The 20,645-nt window shown below is 48.3% G+C and carries 13 protein-coding genes and 1 pseudogene; 7 read left to right on the top strand and 7 right to left on the bottom strand.

What is annotated here, in order from left to right; genetic code table 11:
- Window positions 1-110 precede the first annotated feature (110 nt).
- The 4 genes from ACKFKH_RS31705 (at window position 111) to ACKFKH_RS31690 (ending at window position 9,349) form a co-directional block, all read left to right on the top strand.
- The gene (locus tag ACKFKH_RS31705) at window positions 111-617 is read left to right on the top strand and encodes a hypothetical protein (RefSeq protein WP_446862376.1); all 507 of its coding nucleotides are present in this window, start codon (window positions 111-113) and stop codon (window positions 615-617) included.
- A gap of 274 nt (window positions 618-891) precedes the next feature.
- Complete coding sequence (locus tag ACKFKH_RS31700) at window positions 892-3,147, top strand: C2 family cysteine protease (protein WP_446862375.1); 2,256 nt, start codon at window positions 892-894, stop codon at window positions 3,145-3,147.
- A gap of 225 nt (window positions 3,148-3,372) precedes the next feature.
- On the top strand, window positions 3,373-6,759 hold the full coding sequence (locus ACKFKH_RS31695) for a two-partner secretion domain-containing protein (RefSeq protein WP_446862374.1): 3,387 nt from the start codon (window positions 3,373-3,375) through the stop codon (window positions 6,757-6,759).
- A gap of 37 nt (window positions 6,760-6,796) precedes the next feature.
- Complete coding sequence (locus ACKFKH_RS31690; RefSeq protein ID WP_446862373.1) at window positions 6,797-9,349, top strand: CHAT domain-containing protein; 2,553 nt, start codon at window positions 6,797-6,799, stop codon at window positions 9,347-9,349.
- 150 nt (window positions 9,350-9,499) lie between these two features.
- Here the strand turns inward: ACKFKH_RS31690 and ACKFKH_RS31685 are convergent, their stop codons facing one another.
- The 5 genes from ACKFKH_RS31685 to ACKFKH_RS31665 form a co-directional block, all read right to left on the bottom strand.
- Entirely contained in the window at window positions 9,500-9,766 is a 267-nt protein-coding gene (locus ACKFKH_RS31685; RefSeq protein ID WP_446862372.1) for a type II toxin-antitoxin system ParD family antitoxin, read from the bottom strand.
- A 107-nt stretch (window positions 9,767-9,873) separates the two neighbouring features.
- Window positions 9,874-10,575, bottom strand: coding sequence for a DUF928 domain-containing protein (locus ACKFKH_RS31680; RefSeq protein ID WP_446862371.1), 702 nt, complete (start codon window positions 10,573-10,575; stop codon window positions 9,874-9,876).
- A 30-nt stretch (window positions 10,576-10,605) separates the two neighbouring features.
- Window positions 10,606-12,852, bottom strand: a complete 2,247-nt coding sequence (locus ACKFKH_RS31675; RefSeq protein WP_446862370.1) for a CHASE2 domain-containing protein — start codon at window positions 12,850-12,852, stop codon at window positions 10,606-10,608.
- Between the two features lie 66 nt (window positions 12,853-12,918).
- Window positions 12,919-14,076 (bottom strand): DUF1822 family protein, encoded by a 1,158-nt coding sequence (locus tag ACKFKH_RS31670; RefSeq protein ID WP_446862369.1) that lies wholly within the window; start codon window positions 14,074-14,076, stop codon window positions 12,919-12,921.
- Window positions 14,073-15,341 carry a sigma-70 family RNA polymerase sigma factor gene (locus tag ACKFKH_RS31665; RefSeq protein WP_446862368.1) on the bottom strand — a complete coding sequence of 423 codons (1,269 nt, stop codon included), beginning with the start codon at window positions 15,339-15,341 and terminating at the stop codon, window positions 14,073-14,075. The genes ACKFKH_RS31670 and ACKFKH_RS31665 overlap by 4 nt, the downstream gene beginning before the upstream one ends.
- Window positions 15,342-15,742: 401 nt before the next feature.
- Here ACKFKH_RS31665 and ACKFKH_RS31660 point away from each other — a divergent pair, with 401 nt between their 5' ends.
- Window positions 15,743-15,949: a hypothetical protein gene (locus ACKFKH_RS31660; RefSeq protein ID WP_446862367.1), complete on the top strand. Its 207-nt coding sequence runs from the start codon at window positions 15,743-15,745 to the stop codon at window positions 15,947-15,949.
- 44 nt (window positions 15,950-15,993) lie between these two features.
- Here the strand turns inward: ACKFKH_RS31660 and ACKFKH_RS31655 are convergent, their stop codons facing one another.
- Window positions 15,994-16,179, bottom strand: a complete 186-nt coding sequence (locus tag ACKFKH_RS31655) for a hypothetical protein (RefSeq protein ID WP_446862366.1) — start codon at window positions 16,177-16,179, stop codon at window positions 15,994-15,996.
- 466 nt (window positions 16,180-16,645) lie between these two features.
- Window positions 16,646-19,525 (bottom strand): plasmid replication protein, CyRepA1 family, encoded by a 2,880-nt coding sequence (locus ACKFKH_RS31650; protein ID WP_446862365.1) that lies wholly within the window; start codon window positions 19,523-19,525, stop codon window positions 16,646-16,648.
- 129 nt (window positions 19,526-19,654) lie between these two features.
- Between ACKFKH_RS31650 and ACKFKH_RS31645 the strand changes: the two genes are divergently transcribed.
- Both ACKFKH_RS31645 and ACKFKH_RS31640 read left to right on the top strand, forming a co-directional pair.
- A complete protein-coding gene (locus tag ACKFKH_RS31645) occupies window positions 19,655-19,825 on the top strand; it encodes a hypothetical protein (RefSeq protein WP_446862364.1) in 171 nt (56 codons plus the stop codon).
- A 48-nt stretch (window positions 19,826-19,873) separates the two neighbouring features.
- Window positions 19,874-20,607 (top strand): annotated as a pseudogene (locus tag ACKFKH_RS31640) (ISAzo13 family transposase).
- The last annotated feature ends 38 nt before the right edge of the window (window positions 20,608-20,645 follow it).

The following is a 20,645-nucleotide window of genomic DNA, read 5'->3' as shown; positions in this document are numbered from 1 at the left end:
TCAACTAGCGGTTTGATTAATTCCCCTGGTCTTTTTCAAATGAGCGAACCGACAGTGACTTGCTTGAAAAAAACAGTTTGCCAGGTTCTGCAACTCAGAGATTTAAGTGTTTGCTTGCCTATCGAATTGGTGGAGGATCGCTGTATCGTCACAAAGATCTCTGGCATCCTAACTATTTAAGAATTGAAGAATTTGAATTAGATAACTCCAGTGATAAAAACGGATTCCCCAACAACCACAAAACTGATCCAAGCTTATTCCCTGGTAATGGCGGTAATGAGATTTCTCACGGTAGTTCTAGCGATTCTAAAGAATCTGTTCAGAATCCAGTGGCTGAGTATCGAGCTGTTGAACAAAGTGATTTTCTGAACGAGGTTGAAGCATTGTCTCAGCTATTCGCTATCAGTGCCCAAGATCAGCAAGCCATCAACCAAGAAGCTCTTTCTTTGGCTCAGGAACAGAGGCACCTTTGCAGCCCACAACAACTGGCGCGAATGCAGTACTTTCTGGCATCGGGTGATCCGATTCTGGTAGCAGAAGCAACGGCCTGGTTCTACATTCAGTCCCAGAAAATTGATAGTTCAAAATTACGCCAAAGTGACTTTGATGATGTGTGATGAAGCTTGTGTTTGTCAAACCAGATCGCGAGGCCATGTTGAACCCCAATTTCTGTTAAAAGCTGCCTCAACTCCTGATGCTATCGTACTGAAACAATCCTGGTGAAACGCCCTCAAACCTGAGAGCGGTGTTGCTTGTAAATTCTTGGAAAGGTTGACTGAACGAATGACATTGCTGAAGTGAATAGATCAAAAAAAGCAAACCAATAGCTCAACAGAAGGAGATGATTCACGTTGCCCTTCTACTCACCCCTTAGCCATAGAGCAGGTTGCTATGCTTTTTTCACAATCCTCAAATAAACTCAACGCTCTCAGTGCAACTTCTTTTAATTCATCGGTGTTGCAATCCAGTTCATCTGCACTGTCTACAGGGGTAGCTGACCCGGTTCAACAAAATGATTTTAGGCTGAAGTCGAGTGTTTCTAGCCTCGCCAGCACAGAATTTGCGTCTTCAAGTGCTTCATCTGTAGTTTCTAATCGCGTTTTCGATCAAGTGAGTGATGTTTTGGTCGTCGATCGCGGTATTCCCAACAAGTTCAAGACTGGGATAGATGTGCTTGAGGATACTTCGTACAACAAGGTTGGACACTTACTTAATCCAACGTTGGATGACACCCTAGCAGGAGCCTTTGACATGGGCAGGCTAGATGGCAAAACCAGGACTCGACTAGACTCTATTGGCAATGGTGACAATACTGACTACACCCATTTTCGCCTGGATCAAGCGAGTGCCTTTAACCTATTTCTCAAAGGTGCAGCTGGCGACGCTTCGGTCAATTTATTAGATGCTAGTGGAACCACGATCGCTAGTTCCTATGATGGTAGATTGCTCTTGGCACAGGGGATTTCGACCACTCAAAACTTCGACACGCATGACATCGCCCTTAACCTGAGTTCATTGGCGGCTGGAGATTACTACCTCAAAGTCTCGCCATTCTGGTCTCAACACCGCGTCAGTGGAGCTATCGATCGGCTCTATCTACCCACCGCAACAACCACAGACTACGATCTCACTGTTTCTACTGAGCAGGTTAGTAACTTGCTACCCACAGAAATTGATCTAGGCAATCTGTCTGGAACTCCCCTGCTGACTGGCACTCTGGACAGTAACAACACGTCAGAGATGTATCGCGTCACGCTGGGTGCAGGCAATCTTCACATCACACTATCGGGCATGAATGCCAACGCCGACGTGCGCTTGATTAAAGACTCTAACAACGACGGGGTGGTGAGTGGAAATGAGGCGTTTGCGAGTTCTAACCAGTGGTATGGCTTTACGGATGGCATCTATAACGCTCTAAAAGGAGGCACTTATTTTATTCAGGTTAATCATGGACAGGGTTCTACTGGAGCCACCATCAACTATAATCTGGGAGTTTCTACAGGAGACTGGTACACCGATAATTTGAGTGACTTTGGCGTTGTCGCTCAGGCGCGACTGGCTGGGGTTGATGGGTGGATCGATCGTAATGAAATGATGTCCGTACTGCGAGGAACCAAAGACTATGGTGCCATTGACGCAACAGAACTGGCCGACCTAAGAACGGTGCTAAGTGGACTGGGACACGCAATGCCTGATTACGTCAGTACCTTAGCAAACAAAGTGCTTAATGGTGACTCAGCCAATACGCGAATGGGTGGCAGTAACATCGGCAATCTGTCTAATAACGATAGTTCTGAAAAAATGGAGAGACTGATCGGTAAATGGTTTTTGGGGAGCGATCGACCAGTTGCAATGTCTACGGATGGCAAAACGAACTACATTTATAAACCCGCTCAGGGTCAACTCTTTCAGAACGGCATTAGTTACACCGATGTAGACCAGAATGCTCTGGGTGATTGTTACTTCCTGGCAGGTCTGGCTGAAACTGCCCTCCGAACTCCGAATGTGCTTCAAGATATGTTCATTGCCAATGGCGATAACACCTGGACAGTTCGGCTTTTTCACGATGGTATAGCCGACTACGTGACCGTGGATAATTGGTTGCCGACTACTTCAATGAATCCATCTCTCGATTCTGCTGGCAGAGCAGTGTTTGCAGGCTGGGGTGGGGGCTGGAGCAATGATCCAACCAATGAGCTATGGGTTGCACTAGCAGAAAAAGCCTATACCCAACTCAATGAATCAGGTGTGATTGGGCAAGAAGTTGCCATCAACTCCTATCAAGCAATTAGTGGTGGGTTTGGCAAACATGCGTTATATCACATTACTGGACGTGGTGTGGTCAACGGTCATGTTAATTGGGGATTCGCGAATCAGAATGACGACATTGGAAAAATCGTCTCCGCCTGGAACGCTCACCAACTTGTGACTTTAAGCACAAATAATGATTCTGATGATGTCTATGCCAACATCGTTCCTGGTCATCAGTATGCGCTTGTTGGCTATGATGGCAATCATTTCACACTCTATAATCCCTGGGGAATCAACGGCGGGACGATCGGAGGACAGCACAAAGATGGGTTCATCATATTAAACAAAGATCAACTCATGGCAAACTTTGCAAACTGGGAAGCAACCACCGCTTGATAACCGCGACGTTATTCACTCAAGCAGAACGATAGCCCTCACTTACTTCACTCTCGATCGTTTGACCACTTTCGGGAGTTTCTATCGCGATCGCACTTCTCTCAGTTATGACAATTTATCTCGATTACAAGATGGTTTTTAGCCGTTATCTTAGCCATTAATGTATACTGCCGTCAGTTGCGATCGCGCCCGACTTAATCCACCGTTTTCTAGTGGAGGGACAGCATGACTCAAAAACCGATGTTTCAGCATAATCGAATCATGTGGGCAAGTGCGATCGGTGGAGCATTGTTAGTAGTTTACCCCACCGCTACACTGGCTCAAGTTGCGGGGGATGGCACTTTGGGCACCGAAGTGAATGGTTCAGCGATCGCTCCCTGTACTGGAGCTTGCATCATCACCAATGGGGCAACCAGAGGGAACAATCTCTTTCACAGTTTTCAGCAATTCTCCCTGCCTAACGGCGACCTTGCAGGCTTTGTCATAGATCCAACGATTCAAAATGTGATTGTGCGAGTGACGGGACAAGGCGACGCTTTTATCTCGAATATCAATGGCACGATCGCCACCAGCAACCCAGCTAATTTCTTCTTACTCAATCCCAATGGCATTCTATTTGGTTCAGGTGCCCAACTAAACATCGGCGGCTCTTTTCTGGCAACTACTGCTAACCGAATGCAGTTTCAGGATGGGACAGAGTTCAATACGACCAGTCCAACGCCCTTATTAACTATCAATACGCCGATCGGTCTACAGTTTGGCACTCCACAAGGTTCTATTCAGATACAAGGGTCTCGTCTCTTGGCAGAAGTAACCGACTCTTTTGAAGACATAAGTCTGATCGGTAACAGTGTCTCGTTAAACAACACCGAAATCCAGACAACCGGGAATGGTGGCAACATCAACATTCAGGCGAATGCATTACGACTTGAAAACGATTCTGTGTTGCGGACAACTCCCTCTGGGCAGGGGCAATCTGGTAATATCATTTTTCAAGTTGAGGGAGATGTCTCGATTCTAGATAGTCGAATTTTTAGCGAGTTAGAATTTGGGCGAACTGGCTCTGGCGGCGATATTCGCATTCAAGCGGGATCACTTTCTCTAAAATCCTACACCAGTCTTAGTGGCAGTCAAGCTTTTATCACAGCCGCTTCTTCTGGAACTGGAAACGCTGGTAATATCGTAATTCAGACAAAAGATGCCGTCTTACTGGATCAAAGTTTCATTTCTAGTAACTTGAACTTCAACGCGATCGGTCGAGGCGGCGATATCACGATTGACGCTGGATCTGTCTCTTTAACAACAGGTGCCTTCGTTAATAACAACACGTTTGGTACCGGAGATAGTGGAAATATCACGGTAAGATCAAAGGAAAGTATCACTCTAGCAAATAGCAGCAGTATCTTAAGTGGAACTGAGGGACTAGCCAACGGCGGTTCGTTTCAAGATGCAATCGGAAATGGCGGTAACATTATAATTACATCAAGTTCACTCTCTCTACTCAGTGGGTCTGAGGTTTCTTCTACTTCCTTTGGGAAAGGAGATGGCGGTAATATTACAGTTCAAAGCCAATCTGTCGCGATCGATGGAATTGATCAAGCCGGATTTGTTAGCGGTTTGTTGAGTAGTGTAGCACCCGGAGCAGTTGGAAAAAGCGGCAATATTACAGTCTCTACTGATTCGTTATCTATCACAAACGGGGGCGCGATTTCCGCCAGTCTGGGGGGAGAAGGGAAACCCGGAAACATCACGGTCAATGCTCCGAATGAGATTTCTATCGATGGGTTTGGTCTTTACAGGTTCAACCAGAATCTTGTTGCAACTAGAAGCGGTATCTTCACGCTGATTGATAGAGCCGGAAAAGTAGTGGATACATCTGGGGAAGTCCGAAGTGGAGGAATTGTAATTAATACAGGTTCGCTGCGACTGGCAAACAATGGAGCCTTGATTAGCAGTACGTTTGGAGACGGTGATGCAGGTGACATCACGATCGATGCACTGAATCAAGTGAGCCTTGCTGGAGGAAGCTTTTCTAATGGAAATGTCTCTAGTGGTGTCGATCAAGCAGCGAAAGGACGGGGTGGCAATATTCGGATTACCACAGGGTCACTCCTGGCAACCGATCGCGCTGAATTAAATGCGGGAACCGAAGGACAGGGGAATGCTGGAAACATTATAATTGATGCTCGTGATTTAGTTTCCTTTGACAATAGCAGTGGTGCCTTTAGCACGGTGAAGGAAACAGCCAGGGGAAATAGCGGTGATATTCAAGTCACTGCAAGAGCGCTCTCATTGACAAACGGCGGTGAGCTTTCTGCTAGTACGTTCGGACAAGGGAAAGCAGGCAATATTTCCATTCATGCCCGTGACGAAATTGTGTTGGACGGCGTTGGAGACGATGGATTCTCAAGCGGCTTGTTCACAATTACAGAACGAGGAGCCACAGGTTCGGCAGGCAATATTACTACCAACTCTAGAGTATTCCAGGTTGAAAATGGAGCAACGGTCAATGCTCGAACTAATAGCGCCAGTGACGGGGGAAGCATCACGATTAAGGCTGACAGGTTTGAAGCATTGAAGGGTGGACAAGTGATTACGACAACCCGAAGTAATGGACGAGCAGGCGATATCAACTTATACATTGCAGGCCAGACCGTTTTAGCGGGTCGTGACTCTACTTATGGCGATCGCCTGACTCAATTTGGCAGAGATGTGATTGATACCGAAGGATCAGCAAGTGGACTCTTTGCCAGTACAGCTTCAGGCTCTTCAGGAGACGGTGGTAGTATCTTCATCGATCCGAGAACCTTAGCAATTCGAGACGGAGCCAGAATCTCAGTTGATAGCCAGGGTAGTGGGACAGGCGGCAACATTCAAATTCAGACAGAAACATTAACACTGGACAATCAAGGAATCATTTCAGCCCAGACCGCCAGTAACCAGGGCGGAAATATCGCTTTGAACGCGCAGGACTTACTGCTATTCCGTCGAGGTAGTCAGATCTCAACCACTGCTGGAACTGCCCAATCTAGCGGAGATGGCGGCAACATTACCATCGATTCTAAATTCATTGTGTCTGTACTTTCTGAGAACAGCGATATTACAGCCAATGCTTTTACTGGAAAGGGGGGTCGAGTTGACATCACAGCCCAAAGCATTTTTGGCATTCAACCCCGATCGTTTCTAACGCCCCTGAGCAATATTACGGCCAGTTCCCAGTTTGGGATTAGTGGCGTGGTGACGATCGCGACGCTCAACACAGACCCTAGCCGAGGATTAGTTGCTCTCCCAATTAATTTAGTTGACCCCGCTAGTCAAATTGCTCAAGGCTGTCGTAGTAGTGGAGCAACTGGAAGGTTTGTTGTCAGCGGACGCGGCGGATTGCCCTCGACCCCCAACGATGCGCTAGATAGCAGTGACCTCTGGGAAGATTCGCGGGTGACGGCCCAGACTACAGAAACAGTTGCCAACTTGCCTTCTTCAGCAAAAATTGTGGAGGCTACGAGTTGGGTAAAAGATGCAACGGGTGCGATCGTTCTGGTCACCCAACCGCCTGATAGCCCTGGTTATTTAGTCTCTCAACCTGCACCCACTCATTGCTATGTTCCCTAGACATTCGCACCAGAAAAAAATAGATCGCTTTAGTAGAATGGCGCAGTACTTCGCTTTGATGATTACTGTGTTGCTTTGTCTAGTGATCACCCCTCAACTGATAGCACAACCTGTGACAGCCCCCCAACTAGTGCAACAGGGCAGGCAGTTGTATGAAAGGGGACAGTTTGAACAAGCGCTGAAAAGCTGGCAGCGAGCCACCGAAGCCTATGGTAAAGATACGATCGGAGTGACGGGTAGTTTGATCGACCAGGCGCAAGCGTGGTCAGCGATGGGACACCAGCGACAAGCCTGCAAAACATTGGTACAGGCATTACAGCCAGGAAGTAGCGCTACTGCACTCTGTGATGCTGTTCGGACGGGAGCCTCAACGATTCAGTCTACTGTGATGCCAGTGGAGTTGAGAGCGATCGGGCTGCGAAATTTGGGCAAAGTCTTACGTCTGATTGGTAATTTAGAAGCTTCCCAACAGGTGCTATTACAAAGTCTAGAACTGTCTTCTCCAAAAGATCGAGGGACTGTTTTACTACGATTGGGCAATACGGCTCAGGATCTAGGCAGCCGGGATCGCGATCGCAGAGACAACATTATTCTGACTGCCACTTCTGGAACAGCTTGTCTGATGTCAAATTCGGCATCTGATGCCATGTCTTACTACAAGCAAGCACTGGACTGTTATCAAGCGGCTGACTCTGCCCAGCAATCGATTACTTCTGTTCAAGCACCGTTGAATCATTTAAGTTTATTACTGGAGATTGAACAATGGCTGCGACGCAACGATCGCTTAACTGACGCAAATTCCTGGCTCACTCAACTGCAACCACAAATCGTTGAATTGATTGAGAAACTCCCTGCTCAGATCGATCGCTTGCCCAATACTCATGAAACTTTTTTTGCTCAAATCAACTTTGCTCGGAGCCTGACCCAGTTCTATCGACTGCAAAATCTGGAATCCACTCATCCCAAATGGCAACAGATTCAACAACGATTGCAAGAGGTCGCCACGCAAGCCAGAGCAATGGGAAATCAGCGGGCTGAAGGGTATGCGATCGCAAATCTAGGCTGGTTTTATGAACAAATTGGACAGTTGCCAGCCGCACTCGCACAAACTGAACAGGCACTGAAATTAGTACAGAGCCTGCAAGCACCTGACATTAACTATCAATGGGAGTGGCAACGGGGACGGATCTTAGCTAGACAGAACAGCGATCGGGCGATTCAAGCCTATGAGTCCGCAGTTCAAGCCCTTCAACTAACTCGTGGGGATTTGATTGCAGTCAATCCGGATGCCCAGTTCTCTTTGCGGGATACTGTTGAGCCAATCTATCGAGAATATATTAGTTTACTGTTACCTGTTGGCAAAAATCCGGTTCAAGAAAACCTTGAAAAATCTCTGCGGTTAATTGATTCCCTGCAACTAACAGAACTAGAAAACTTCTTTCGCTGCAACTTACTACAAGCCAGACAAGTTCGGGTTGATCAGGCAGAAGATCCGACTGCGGCGGTGATTCACACCATTATTTTGGGCGATCGCATTGAGATCATTCTCAAGCTACCCCAGCAAACTAAGTTAACTCGTCAAACATCATTAGTCAAGCGCAGTGAACTAGAGCAACAGCTTGCCTGGTTTCGAGAACAGTTGAAAGATCGCTCATCCGGCGCAGATGTTCAAAAAACGGCTCAACTAGTTTACGGGTGGCTGCTGCGACCGCTAGAACCCTCCTTAGAAGCAAGCAAGATTAAAACTCTGGTGTTTGTGTTAGATGGGAGTCTACGAGGCATTCCAATGGCGGCTCTCTATGATGGTCAACGCTACCTGATTGAGAAGTACGCTGTCGCTATTACCCCAGGGTTACAGCTACTCGGTGCAAAACGTAGTCACGCTCAATCGACTAGAAGCGTTTTGATTGCTGGGTTGACGACCGGAAGTACCATTACAGTGGGCGATCGCTCCATTCGCTTTTCTCCACTCGCAAATGTGTTACGGGAAGTGCAGCAGATCAGAGCGCTTTTACCTCAGTCCCAAGTCTTGCTAGATAGTCAGTTTACAACAGAGAAATTTCGCAATCAGGTGAGTTCGTCCTCTTATGCGATCGTGCATGTGGCGACTCATGGCCGATTTAGTTCTAACCCAGATGAAACCTTTATTCTCACTGCCTCCGCACAGCCTGTCGATGTGAATGAGTTGCAGACAATTCTCCAAAATCGCAGTCAAGCTCAATCTGCCCCAGTAGAGCTACTTGTCTTCAGCGCTTGTGAAACAGCAGTCGGTGACAAACGAGCCGCATTAGGACTTGCCGGAGTTGCAATCAGAGCGGGAGCATTCAGCACGTTAGCCTCTCTCTGGGCGGTGGATGATGCGTCTACTTCGTCGCTGATGGGCCAGTTTTATCGAGCATTCAGTCAGGGCAATCAGATCAGTAAGGCTGACGCTCTGAGACGGGCGCAGTTAAGCTTACTGTATGGCAAAGAAATTGCTCCAACTGCTGACTTACCAAAAAGCATTACAGAAGACAATGCTGAAACCGATGCAGACTTTTCTCACCCCTACTTTTGGACACCCTTTGTCCTGGTTGGCGACTGGTTATAGACGATTGTTTTCGATTCACTATAGCAGTCCTAAATCAGTTGTAAGAATCTTCAAAGGCGTATCTGCTGATGCCGGGTTGTCTGCAAACAAATAATCATTAATCTCTGTTAGGTCAACGACAGCTTGGGATGAGAGGAAGTAGTCACTCATCTACGCTTGAACTTGCTTGCATACCTGATTCTTCTGCCGCAGTTGCTCAATCACTGCCCTTCCATCTAACCGCTCTCCCTGATCGAGTTGCTCGACCCCTATCGAAACTTCTCGGCACAGTTCCTCAAACCGCCCTTTATAGATACGATCACGTTCCTCCAGCAGCCAAATTCCTGCCTGAATCACGTCAGCAGCAGACCCATATTTCCCACTCTCCACCTGGCTGTGAATGAACCGTTCAATCTCTGGAGTGAGTGATACGTCCATCTTAACGACCTCTTTTCTGAGTGATTCTATTCTAATAGAAAGTTGGTCAGTGAGCCATCAAAGTATTAACAAACTATGTCCAAGCTGTTGTCTTTTGAGGGAGAATGCTACCTATCCGTACAGCATGGAAGAACGGGTTTAGAAGCAACTACCTCCAATTGTTCAGATCGCAGTAAGTCAACCCAAACGATCGCCGATCGCTCATTCTGCTTTCGATGAGAAGCTAGTAGCGTTAGGGCATCTGACCAGAATCCTGATTTTACATAAAGGGCGGCAGCTTGCTCGATCGTTGTGGCTTGTTTGAGCTGCGTAATCACCGTTGTAGAAGGCTCAACATACCGCACCCAACCGTCAACTGTGAGTTTCTTTTGCTCTCCAGAAACATCACAAATCACTGAAAAGTACCAGTGATAGGACTGATTAACCTTGAGAGGTTGGGACGATCGCACACTCACAATTCCAGGCTGATTGGGCAATTGAAGGCGAAGTGGCTCGATCGATCGTTGTTCTTGATCATCTCGTAAGATAAATTCTGCGGTGAGGAGCGAAGGGTCTTGAAAGGGCACATAAAACCAGAAGGTAGGCTGAGAAGCGGCGGTAGACATTTCACCCTTAGCTGTCACTAATGCAACCAGCGCTTCTTTGTTGAATGCTTGAGTTGTCTGTGTATTAGTCTGTGTGATAGTTGTGCAAATTCCCCGATCGCCCGCCGATCGCCTGGGCCTTCTCGATTTTGCAACCGCACCATTTGCAAAGAAGCTAATTAAAATTGCAGCAATGACAAGTATTCTAAACTGAGGAATTCGCATAAGGTTTAGGGGTTACGTAAACAATGAACTTCAATCGGAACGATGGAGTTTTCGCACAATTTTGGTAAAGTAGCGGGTAATTAACAGTGTTGTGAGGAGCGCGATCGCCGTTGGAATAAAAGGAATCCAAATCAGTTGAGTAAATCCATAGAAACAACTTAATAGCAGGATAGACAGTGCGCCAATCTGCGCCAAAATGACTCTACGACGTGATCGTATCCAGACAAGACTCCCGCCTAACATTGCCCATCCTACAATCCATCCTATCTCTTTCTGATTTGACCAAACGGACATAAAAGCGCGATCGCCACTTGCTGCATTCAACAATTGACTGATAATGTGAGCATGAATCTGAATGCCAAACATCTCTCCCACAGCCGTCGGGTGATGATCCTTGGTCTGACCAACATAGCCGATTAGCACAATGCGATCGCGCAAGAATTGAGACTGAGGTTGATCTAGTACTTTACTCAAGGAAACCTCCTCTGCAACTTGATGAGAAGGTCGATAATGAATCAACACTTGTTGACTACTCGGATCAATTTCATCTGATTGTTGATATCCCCCAAAGGGCTGCTTCATGGATGGAACAGTGGTAGAACTAAGTTGTGGCGTTTGCATCACTGGTTTCGCTTCAGCAGACAGGTAATGACGAGCAACTTGCCATCCAAATGCCTTGTTTGTTGGACAGTCTATTGCTTTTGTTTCAGTTGCTAACGTGTACCGTCGCACAACTCCGTCAATATCGACTAGCAGCGTATCAGAAAAGCCTAAGTAGACTGATGGAACTCCAGACGGTTGAGGAATCGCCGGATAGCTGCCAGGTTCTCCCACGTCACAAATGGTCACGATACGATCGCTCTGCCGCAGAAGTTTGAGCAGATTTTCATGCCCTGGCTCTACTGGAATATCTCGATAAATATCTAGACCAATCACACGAGGTTGATACTGCTTTAGCGTAGTTAATAAGCGCTGAATGGTTTGATCCGTCAACGGTTTACCAAAGCGCTGAATGTCCTGATCTGTCACTGTAACCAGTAGAATTCTTCGATCTAGCTCTGCTTTGGGCTGTTGCTGCATGAGTCGATCGTAAGCCCACAGTTCTGAAGCTTGTAGCCAACCGAGCGATCGTGCCCCGATTACCAACCCAGTCACTACCAAACTTGTGAGCAAAGGAATCAAGGCTAACCATCGGTTGCTGATGCGTTGTGCAGGTGGAAGTAAAGATGGCTGTGCCCGTTGCGCTTCTTTTAATTCTCGCCACGTCAAAGGGATCTCAGTAGGATTTTGATAGATTGCAGGAAGCCAACTAGCACAGGGAAACTCGTCTTCTAGTCCTTGTAGTCGTTCTCGTGCCTGCCGGGTTGCCAAGTAGAGAGGTTCCCCCCCTGCAAACGCGCTCAAAAACTGTGTCAAAAACGCCTGGGCAACTTGATCGGGAACAGGTTCCCGCATGACAATCAGTTGCGGTAGTTGCAGTTGTTCTAGCTCATACGCCAGACCCAACCCATCACAGGAATTAAAGATCGCAAGCTGTAAGCCCTGTGCGATCGCTCGTTTCAATCCGTACTTCAATTCTGCGATCGTCAGGCTGTCAGTGGGATTGATATGAATGCGTCCTTGATGGTCTTCTGTTTGGCTATGTCCGGCGAAAAAGAGAATATCCCATGCCTGATCCCACAGATGATTGTTGATTTGTCGGCGAGAAGGTTCTACTAGAAACAACACTTCGGCATCCAGTAAGGTTTCTAGTTGCTGGCGATCGCTTTCCGTATCAATGCCTCGACGATCGCCCAAAATTGCCAACACTTTCACTGCACCCGTCGCATTTTTTCTAGCTGTAATGAGCGGTGGACTACTAAACGCGAGTTCTGCTTGAGTGTATCGCTCAATAAAGTCCCAACACTGCCAGGGGAGATGATGGAGCCGACGATCGTTGGTTCGCAACAGCACGCGCACCGTTTCGTTTAGGTGAATAGCTTCTCTCAGACGACACTCAACCTCATGGAACAATGGCGAGTCTAACCACGCTTTGAAAACAGTTTGAAGCTCTCTGGCTGCCTGACGACAAGCTTCTTTTTGGCTCAGTGCCCCGGCTTGAACGGTAATGCGCTGTAGACTAATGCGAGTTGTTTTGGCGCTCTGATGATAGTGGTGTTGCCAGGTACTTAAGCAAGTTGCGAGTTCTGGGATGGCTGGCAGTGCGGCGATCGCTTCCGTAAAAGAAAGGCTTCCCTCTTCTCCAATCTCCAACGTGACCTGAAATCCTTGTTCCAAGTCCCCCTCTAATCGAAGTACAACTCGTTTACCCATCTTACTATCCTGAGTCATTGCCAGCCGAAATTAGATCTCAAACGCTTCAACAATGCGTCTACTTCCTGACGTGATCTCGATGCTAAACCGCTCTCTCAACTGACCGCTAAATTGCAGTTGAATGGTTTCAGTGATTGCAGCACTTGCTTGTCCAATCTCAGTTTCCTGACCATCTAACAGTCTGACCAGAATCTTGTTGAGAAAGGTGTTTTCTCGCATTGGACAAAGCTGAATTCCGATGTTAATTTCAGTATCACTCACGGCGGTTAGCCCAACTAACAGCGCGATCTGCTCGCCTCCAGCTTGAGAACTAAATTCTAATACCTTGACTCGATTGATTTCATACAGTTGATCAGATGCAGAGCTACTTCTCCAAGCGGTGGCTAGTGGCTGAGGAGGAAAAATTTCATCCATCGATCGCCACGCTTGATTCCACTGCCCTCGTAACCAGTCGCTCAACCGTACTCCTGACTGCTCTCCTCGACGCTGCTGATAAAGTGTTTGTCGCCATCCCTGCTCCATCACTGCACCCCACAAGCTAAAAGGAATAGCCAATCGCGGAAATATAATAGAACGATCGCCCAATCGCTCAAGTAAGTTTTGCGCCTGAGTGGTCGGAAGCGCTGGCAGCGGAACAATCGCCGCACGAGTTTGCTCTGTTAGACAAAACTGCACTGTCACCCAAAAGGTATTCAGATCCTGGGTCAACTGCTCTGCTTTCAGACAGTAAGTTCGATCGATTGGGTCATAAGTCCCGATCGACTTCAAGGCTTGATGTGTCGTGTAGCTCCAGACTCTAATCCAACGGCTTTCTAACTGAACTTGCACGGCAAGGTAGTAGTCACCCGCCCAACTAGGAAGGTCTACCCACTCTTGAGGCACCTCTAACTCGCCATCGTCTACTGCTTCACTCGGCATCAAGATCAGTCGAGTCGAGCCAATTAACACTGCGGCTCCTGTTGCAAATTCCCAGAAGGTTGGCAACTGTTCTACATTCGTCCAGACCTGAGCTTTTGGGACAGTCTCTTGAACACGGGTGAGAATAGCCTGGAGACACAGTGCATTGAGATAAGCGGTGTGTTGACGATCGGGTGTAGTACAATGCTGACTTTGCCGAGTGGCCTCTGCTTCAATCGACGGGGTGATCTCAAGCCACCATTCTCTGGGATCTGCAAATGTGAATGTCATACGCACTCCTGACCTGCTGTTTCTGTGCCCACAGAAGAAGATAACTCGCCATAGTACACTGTGAGCCATTCTTCCAAAGCAGCACTCATCTCCTTGATTAGGTTGGCAGTTGGAGGTTTATTCAGCGTCTGCTGGCTCCACTGTACCAGTGACACTAGAAGGGACTCTCTGGCTTTGGTCAATCGTCGAGAAACTGTCGCCTGACTCGTCAATCCCTGTTGCGCCATCTGAGGTTGAGAGAGTTGCTGTCTGTAGTACATCTCTAGTAGCTGTTGAGATTGGGAATCGAGTTGAGTAATTGCCCCTACCATTGCTGTATGAAGCTGCGATCGCTGAACTTGCCGTTCCTGTTGCTCCTCCTGGTCAATGATTTCAACGAGTAGCGACTCATGCAGAGAGGCTCGAATCTCGTCTTGCATTTCCCCCATTTCCGCCCCAGCGGGAGGAACGTTTAGCGATGAGATTGCAGGATAAAGATACTTCCGAACCGAGACTGCACAGTGGTTGAGCCATTGCTCGATCGCGGCTGGAGAAATCGAGGCTCCGGGTGTCGCTAGTTGTGCATAGCGCTCCGTGTTGTAGAGCGTTGCGATCGCAGCCCAAAGTGCATCATCCGTCGCAGGAAGCGCCTTGTTTCCTGACTGAGGCTGAACATATCGCACATTAAAACAGTGCCACGCAAGTCGATATTGAGCGATCGCGTCTGAAGTGAGTCCGGTTTGAGTTAATGCTTCAATCAAGCGGCGTTTACTAACCTTGCGAAGCAGCCCCCAGTTTGTGCAAAGATCAACTTCCCGATGTTTCCGCAAACTATCTTTTAACAGCGTTGAAAAGACCAGATTTGCAAACGTGCGTAAAGTCGCTCCTCGATCGGGCTGATAGGTGTTGAGAACACTCTCGACCTGAGCGATCGCAATCTGAAAATAATCTGCCAGACTAGACTGCGCCGTTGCAACTTTGCGAACCATTCGCTGTGCTGCCCAATAACAAGGTTCTTGCAAGTAGGCAGACAGATGGCTTAACTCCTGGCTTCTAACCCCTGGCTTCTGATTTCTGGTTTGCCAAAGCCGATACCAATAGAGCGCCCAAAACTGCTCTGATAAAGCTGTCCCAGCTTTTGATGTAGAGTTGCTTGAAGATACTTGTTCCAGGCACTGTTGACAGTCTCGGCGCAATCTAGCATCCACAAGCCATCTACTGAAGCGATCTGCCTCAAATTGAATGAACGTCGAAAACAATTCTGTAATTTCCTGACGAGGATGCATAGTGTTTGGGTAGCCTTCATTCGATGAATTGCGGCTTGCACCTCAACTGATCGCACGATCGTTTAGAGACAACAGGGATTGGAACGTTTGCTCCTAATTTAAGCAACAGGCTCACAACCTGATTTCGCGATCGATTGTACCTCACAAGGCTTGACATTGTTTTCAGCTTTAGCAAATCGCTACATCCGCAAAATACCGCTCCACCCACAACGGGAATGCGATTGTTTAGGGAGCATCCCAATTATGCCTCAGAGTTTCTTCGCCCTTATTCCCAACCGCTAAGGAATGAAAATTAGACTTTTAGGGTAACTACTCAGACTCTACAATTAGTTTCTCATAGCGATACCTGTAGCAATTAACAATTTCAAGCGATTAAAGAAAAAACTTGGATTCTCATTGACTTGCTATTTTCCTGGATTTATCGAGGGCAGGTTCCCGCAAAAGACTGTGTGCGCAGACGGGCCATCAAGACGATCGTATTTATCCTGAATGGGCAGCGATACGATCGTCAGGAGTATTTGAGCGATGAGATGATTCCCTGCAAAACTTTCTCCAATTTGAAACTGACGACTGAGCAGATTATTCAATGCCGATCAAATCTAGCGTGAACCGCTGTTCTCACGGAAGTTGTCGTTAGCGCTTGGGCGAAATTTTAAGCTTCTGCGCCCTGCTGCTCCGCCAGAATCTTTTTTCCTTCTCGAATGCAGCGAGAAATCCTTCTGCGAACTTCCTCACTCATGGCGGTTTGATTTTTCGTACACCATGCCTCAAAAGCCTCTTTGTCCCCAACCTCGATCGGGACTTCAATCTTGACGGTTTTTAGCTTTGGCTTTGCCATAAGACAATGATCAACCCCTAGAAGTAAACATATAAAAGGATTTTTCTGATTTGGGTCAGGACGTGGATCATGAGGCGGAAGAGATAGAAATCACTGTTTGCAGATGGTTTAGCGAATCTAAAGGTGATTGGCACACAGAAAAGTGTTTTTTATAAAGGCTCATGACTTCAATCCTGACAAGGCTTTGGGCTTCTTAGGAGTCTACTCGATCATTCAAACTTTGTGGAAGAAGAATTTTCAAACCGTGACTCTTTTTTTGAAACTTCTAAAATTTCCCCTTGACCAAATCTGCTTCGGCGAAATTTCAGGCTGCGATACTTTTGGAGCGATCGCACGACTCGATCGGTTGAAAGCGCTCCTTTGCAAGCAAATCTAAAGCACCTTTGGCACTTCTACAAGACAGAGCGGGGGTTGCAGGACTTCGGACACCGTTCAGTCCCGCGTTGTGTTTTGCCTGTCCCAATTCTCAACCGGATGAATGCCTCACAATCTGCGAATTCTGGAGAACGTGAATGAGAACGACCCGATGAATTTCGGCAAGCATTTCAGGGTTTTCTTCAGCCACTTCAGTCCAGTTCTGAATGTCGCACAAAGCCGTTTGGGTCAGCCCAGGGTCACTTGTCGAAGCGGGCACTTTTTTTGGATCACCCGTTGCGGCTTCACTCTCAAATTGGGCAGGTGATCCAGTTCCCGGCTCTTCTGCTGAAGGGTGTTGTTGAATCTGCTGCCGCTTCATCTGTCGCCGCTGTAGAATTGCCCAGACTTGTTGCCAGTGAACGCTATCCAAACAATAAACCCTGAGCTTCTCCCCTTCATAGCCTGGATGCGATCGCGACCATCGCAGGGTTAGTTTGATCCCTAGCTGTGATAGAAGCTGATGAATAATCTGGGTATCGCTCATGTCATGAGTAATCGTGTAGTGGAGCGCTACTTTAATGGGCTGGGTGAGTTCGCGGGCGCGGTCGGCGTAGGGTTTCAAGTCATATTGGCACCAGTGCCAGCCAGCACGAAGCTTGGCAATCAGTTCATCAAGGCCGATTTGCGTGCGGAGCCAGCGGCGCAGCTCTGAACCGGAGATATCCCAGGGGCAATATCCCTGGTTCCAGGTAGCTTGTTTTTCTAAGGCTCTGGCGGCGCGATCAAGGGCAACATTGGGAAAGAGCTGCCCTTCCAGGTTGAGCAGTTCGCCGCGTTGTCTCCCTCCGTTATCCCATCGCACATCTTCCAGCGTGAGACGGTTCAGGCAGTAAAACTCCTTAAAGTAAAACTTGGCGATCGCTAACGAGGCTTCTCGCCCCAACCCTTCCTGCTGTTCCAGCGCAAGAAGTTCTGTGAACGTTAACTCTTGAGCGCTCACTAAAGCAATTGCATCCATTTCCTGCTGTTCCTGACGAGCGACCATCAGCAATGATTTTAGGGTGGGGTTGGTCTTGTGGTCTTCGACCCTGACCTGGTTGCCTTCAAACATGAGCCGAACGAGAAGAGCCTCTCGCAGGTTATACATCGCAAAGTTTTGCTCGGCGGCAATGTGACAAAACAAGCCGAGGTGCGGATTGCTCTGCCAGTCATAGTAGTTCATTTCTCCGGCAATCTCTTCTTTTAAGTTAGAGCGAATTAGTTGAATCGTGGCGGTTGTTCGCTGTCGGAGATGATCCTTTAATTCCAAAGCACTGGTCGAGTGACTGACCTTCGAGAAGTTGCTGCCCCGTTTGGCACACCAGACGACTCGTTCGACGGGTTCGCGCCCTCTCCCCAATGCCTGCGTCATGTCTGCATCAGTGCTGGAAGCTCCCGTAAAAATGCCGTAGACCTTGGCGATCGTTCCGGGTGTTTCGAGGCTGACTCCGGTGGCAACCGAGGGAGAACAGATAATCAGATCGTATGCATTTCGTTGCAGCACTTCATCGGGGGCTTGAATAAACGCTCGTTCGCATTCCCCGCCGCTGGTTTCAGAATTAATCAACAGCACGCGCTTTTCAGGAGCATTTTTAGCAATGAGGTGGGCGATCGCCTTACTTGTTCCTTTGCTATCGGTGGCAATAAACAGAACCTGACCGGGTGCCAACGTTTGAATCTCGGTGAGCAGGGTTTCAGTTACGATCGTGCGATCCGGGGATTGAATGAACCTTACTGGGTAACCCGCAGCTTGATAAGCGTTTCGGATTAAGAAGATCGGGGTTTCGTCTCCCCGCAGCTCCTTGAGGTAATGCAGAGTTGCGTTGTCCAGATCGGCATCGGCAACAATCACGCGCCGGGCAACCCGAATCAGTTCGCGCAACTGAGATAGCAGCACCGGACGCTTACCGTCACGGGCACAGGTCGGGCTGGTTAGTAGATGTCGAATCACCTGCACGACTTCATCCAGGATCAAGTCACAGCCACTAAACTTGCCGGGGTCAATACTGAGTAGAGAGTCTACACATAGCCCAACGCGAACGGTATATCCCGACCCATTAATAAACGCTCCATTGACTTTATCGAGATCTCCTCTGTAGTCCAGCCCCAGTCGAGCGGAAAGGTTTCGCATCAACGCGATCCGGTGCCCTCCCGCTAATGCCTTTTCAGAATCCTTGACCAGAGCCTGAATTTGCTTGGTTTTCCCGGTTCCCTTTGCACTCTCGATCGCTAGAATGCTCCGTGATAGGTCGGCGATCGCCAATGTGGACAGGTCAGCGGTCGTCACCTGAACGGCGGCCGGATAGGTCAGCCGCTTTTCCAGACGCTGCCAGATCATCCAGTGTTGTAGTGAGAGTGCCTGATCATAAGCGATCTGCCACGCCGCCACGCCGCTTTGAACTATTAAATCGTCCACGCCCTTCCCCTGCTGGGCTTTCCAAATTGCGACGCTAACAGGACATCCGGCTTGATTGAGCAGCTTCCCCAACCGGCCTAGTACGATCGCCACGCGCTGTTGAGTGGTGCCCTTTTCATCCTGATCAAAGGCCAGAATAAATTGCCGACCGCTGGTTGCAAATCTTGCTGCATCCGGAATCAGCCGTCGAGCGTCGTCAAGTCGCTTTTGATACCCTCCGTTCATGCCATAAAAAGCCAGAGGAACAAATCCTTGGCTGAGGAGGGCAAGGGCCTTCTTGCCGCCTTCGGTAGGCACCATTGGAATTTCGGGATGGGTCTCTAGCCAATCCCAGAAAGACCCAAAACTCGGTACGTCTACTTCATACCGACGGCTGATTAACTGCCGGATTTCTTCTGGTACGGCAGGTAGATAAGCCCGCGCCCCGTTGTCGATCGGCATTTCGTATTTCTGAATTTTGCCTTTAGGATCGTGAATTAAATAAGGTGTAATTCTACTATCTGTATCTGTAAGATAGAGAGATCGATGAATCACGAGTGAAATGATGCAATCCTACCCTGCCCCAATAGAAGCCCAGATGAAACGATACTATCAATCGTTGTCGGAGAAGGAGAGCTTCGCTGCACGGAACGTGTTCGTCGTCGCTATGCAGCCATTGAAGCTGTGAAATTAGGATATGGAGGGCAGGTATACATCCGACGACTGTTCGGATGTCATCGCGAAACCCTGGCGTTGGGACTTGCGGAACTGGAAGACGCAACCGCACTGGAACAGGAGAGGATTCGCCAAAGTGGAGGAGGACGCAAATCAGCGTTTGAGACGATTGCTGGATGAGACGAAGCATTTTGGCGAGTGTTAGAGCGGCATACAGCGGGTTCACCGATGGATGAAACGGTGAAATGGACTAATCTCAAGCGGCACGAGATTGCTGCCCTGCTGAAAGAGGAGGGCATTGAGGTGAGCGTGACGGTGGTAGACCAGTTGTTAGAGAAACACAACTTTCGCAAACGCAGAGCGCTCAAGCAGTTGGCAACTGGAGGAAGTGACCATCGCAACGAGCAATTTGAGACGATTGAGCGACTCAAGCAAACCTATCAAGCCTGTGGCAATCCGGTTATGAGTATGGACACAAAAAAAGAGAACTGATTGGTCAGTTGTACCGAGATGGAGAACTCTACACTCAAGAGCCGATTGAGGTGTTTGACCATGATTGGGCAACGCTTGCAACTGGGGTGGCGATTCCCCACGGGCTATATGACATGAACGATAATGTCGGCTACATCCAGATTGGTACGAGCCATGATACTAGCGAGTTTGCCTGCGACTCGATTCGCGATTGGTGGAACACCTATGGCAAAGCTCGCTATCCCCTGGCAGACTCGATTCTACTGTTATGTGACGGGGGAGGCAGCAATCGCTCACGCTATTACATCTTCAAGCAGGACTTACAAGCGTTGGTCAACGAGTTAGGCATCGAAATTCGTATCGCTCACTATCCCCCTTATACGTCCAAGTACAATCCCATTGAACATCGTTTATTTCCTCATGTCTCTCGCGTGTGTCAAGGGGTGATCTTTCAATGGTTCGGACAAAATCAAGCAGCGATCATGCCGTAAGAGCGTAGGGTCTGGTCGTTGGGATGGGATTTAATCTG

The organism is Phormidesmis sp. 146-20 (genome assembly GCF_052939475.1).
The sequence above is the reverse complement of the archived record's forward strand: the minus strand, read 5'-3'. Positions and strand labels throughout refer to the sequence as shown.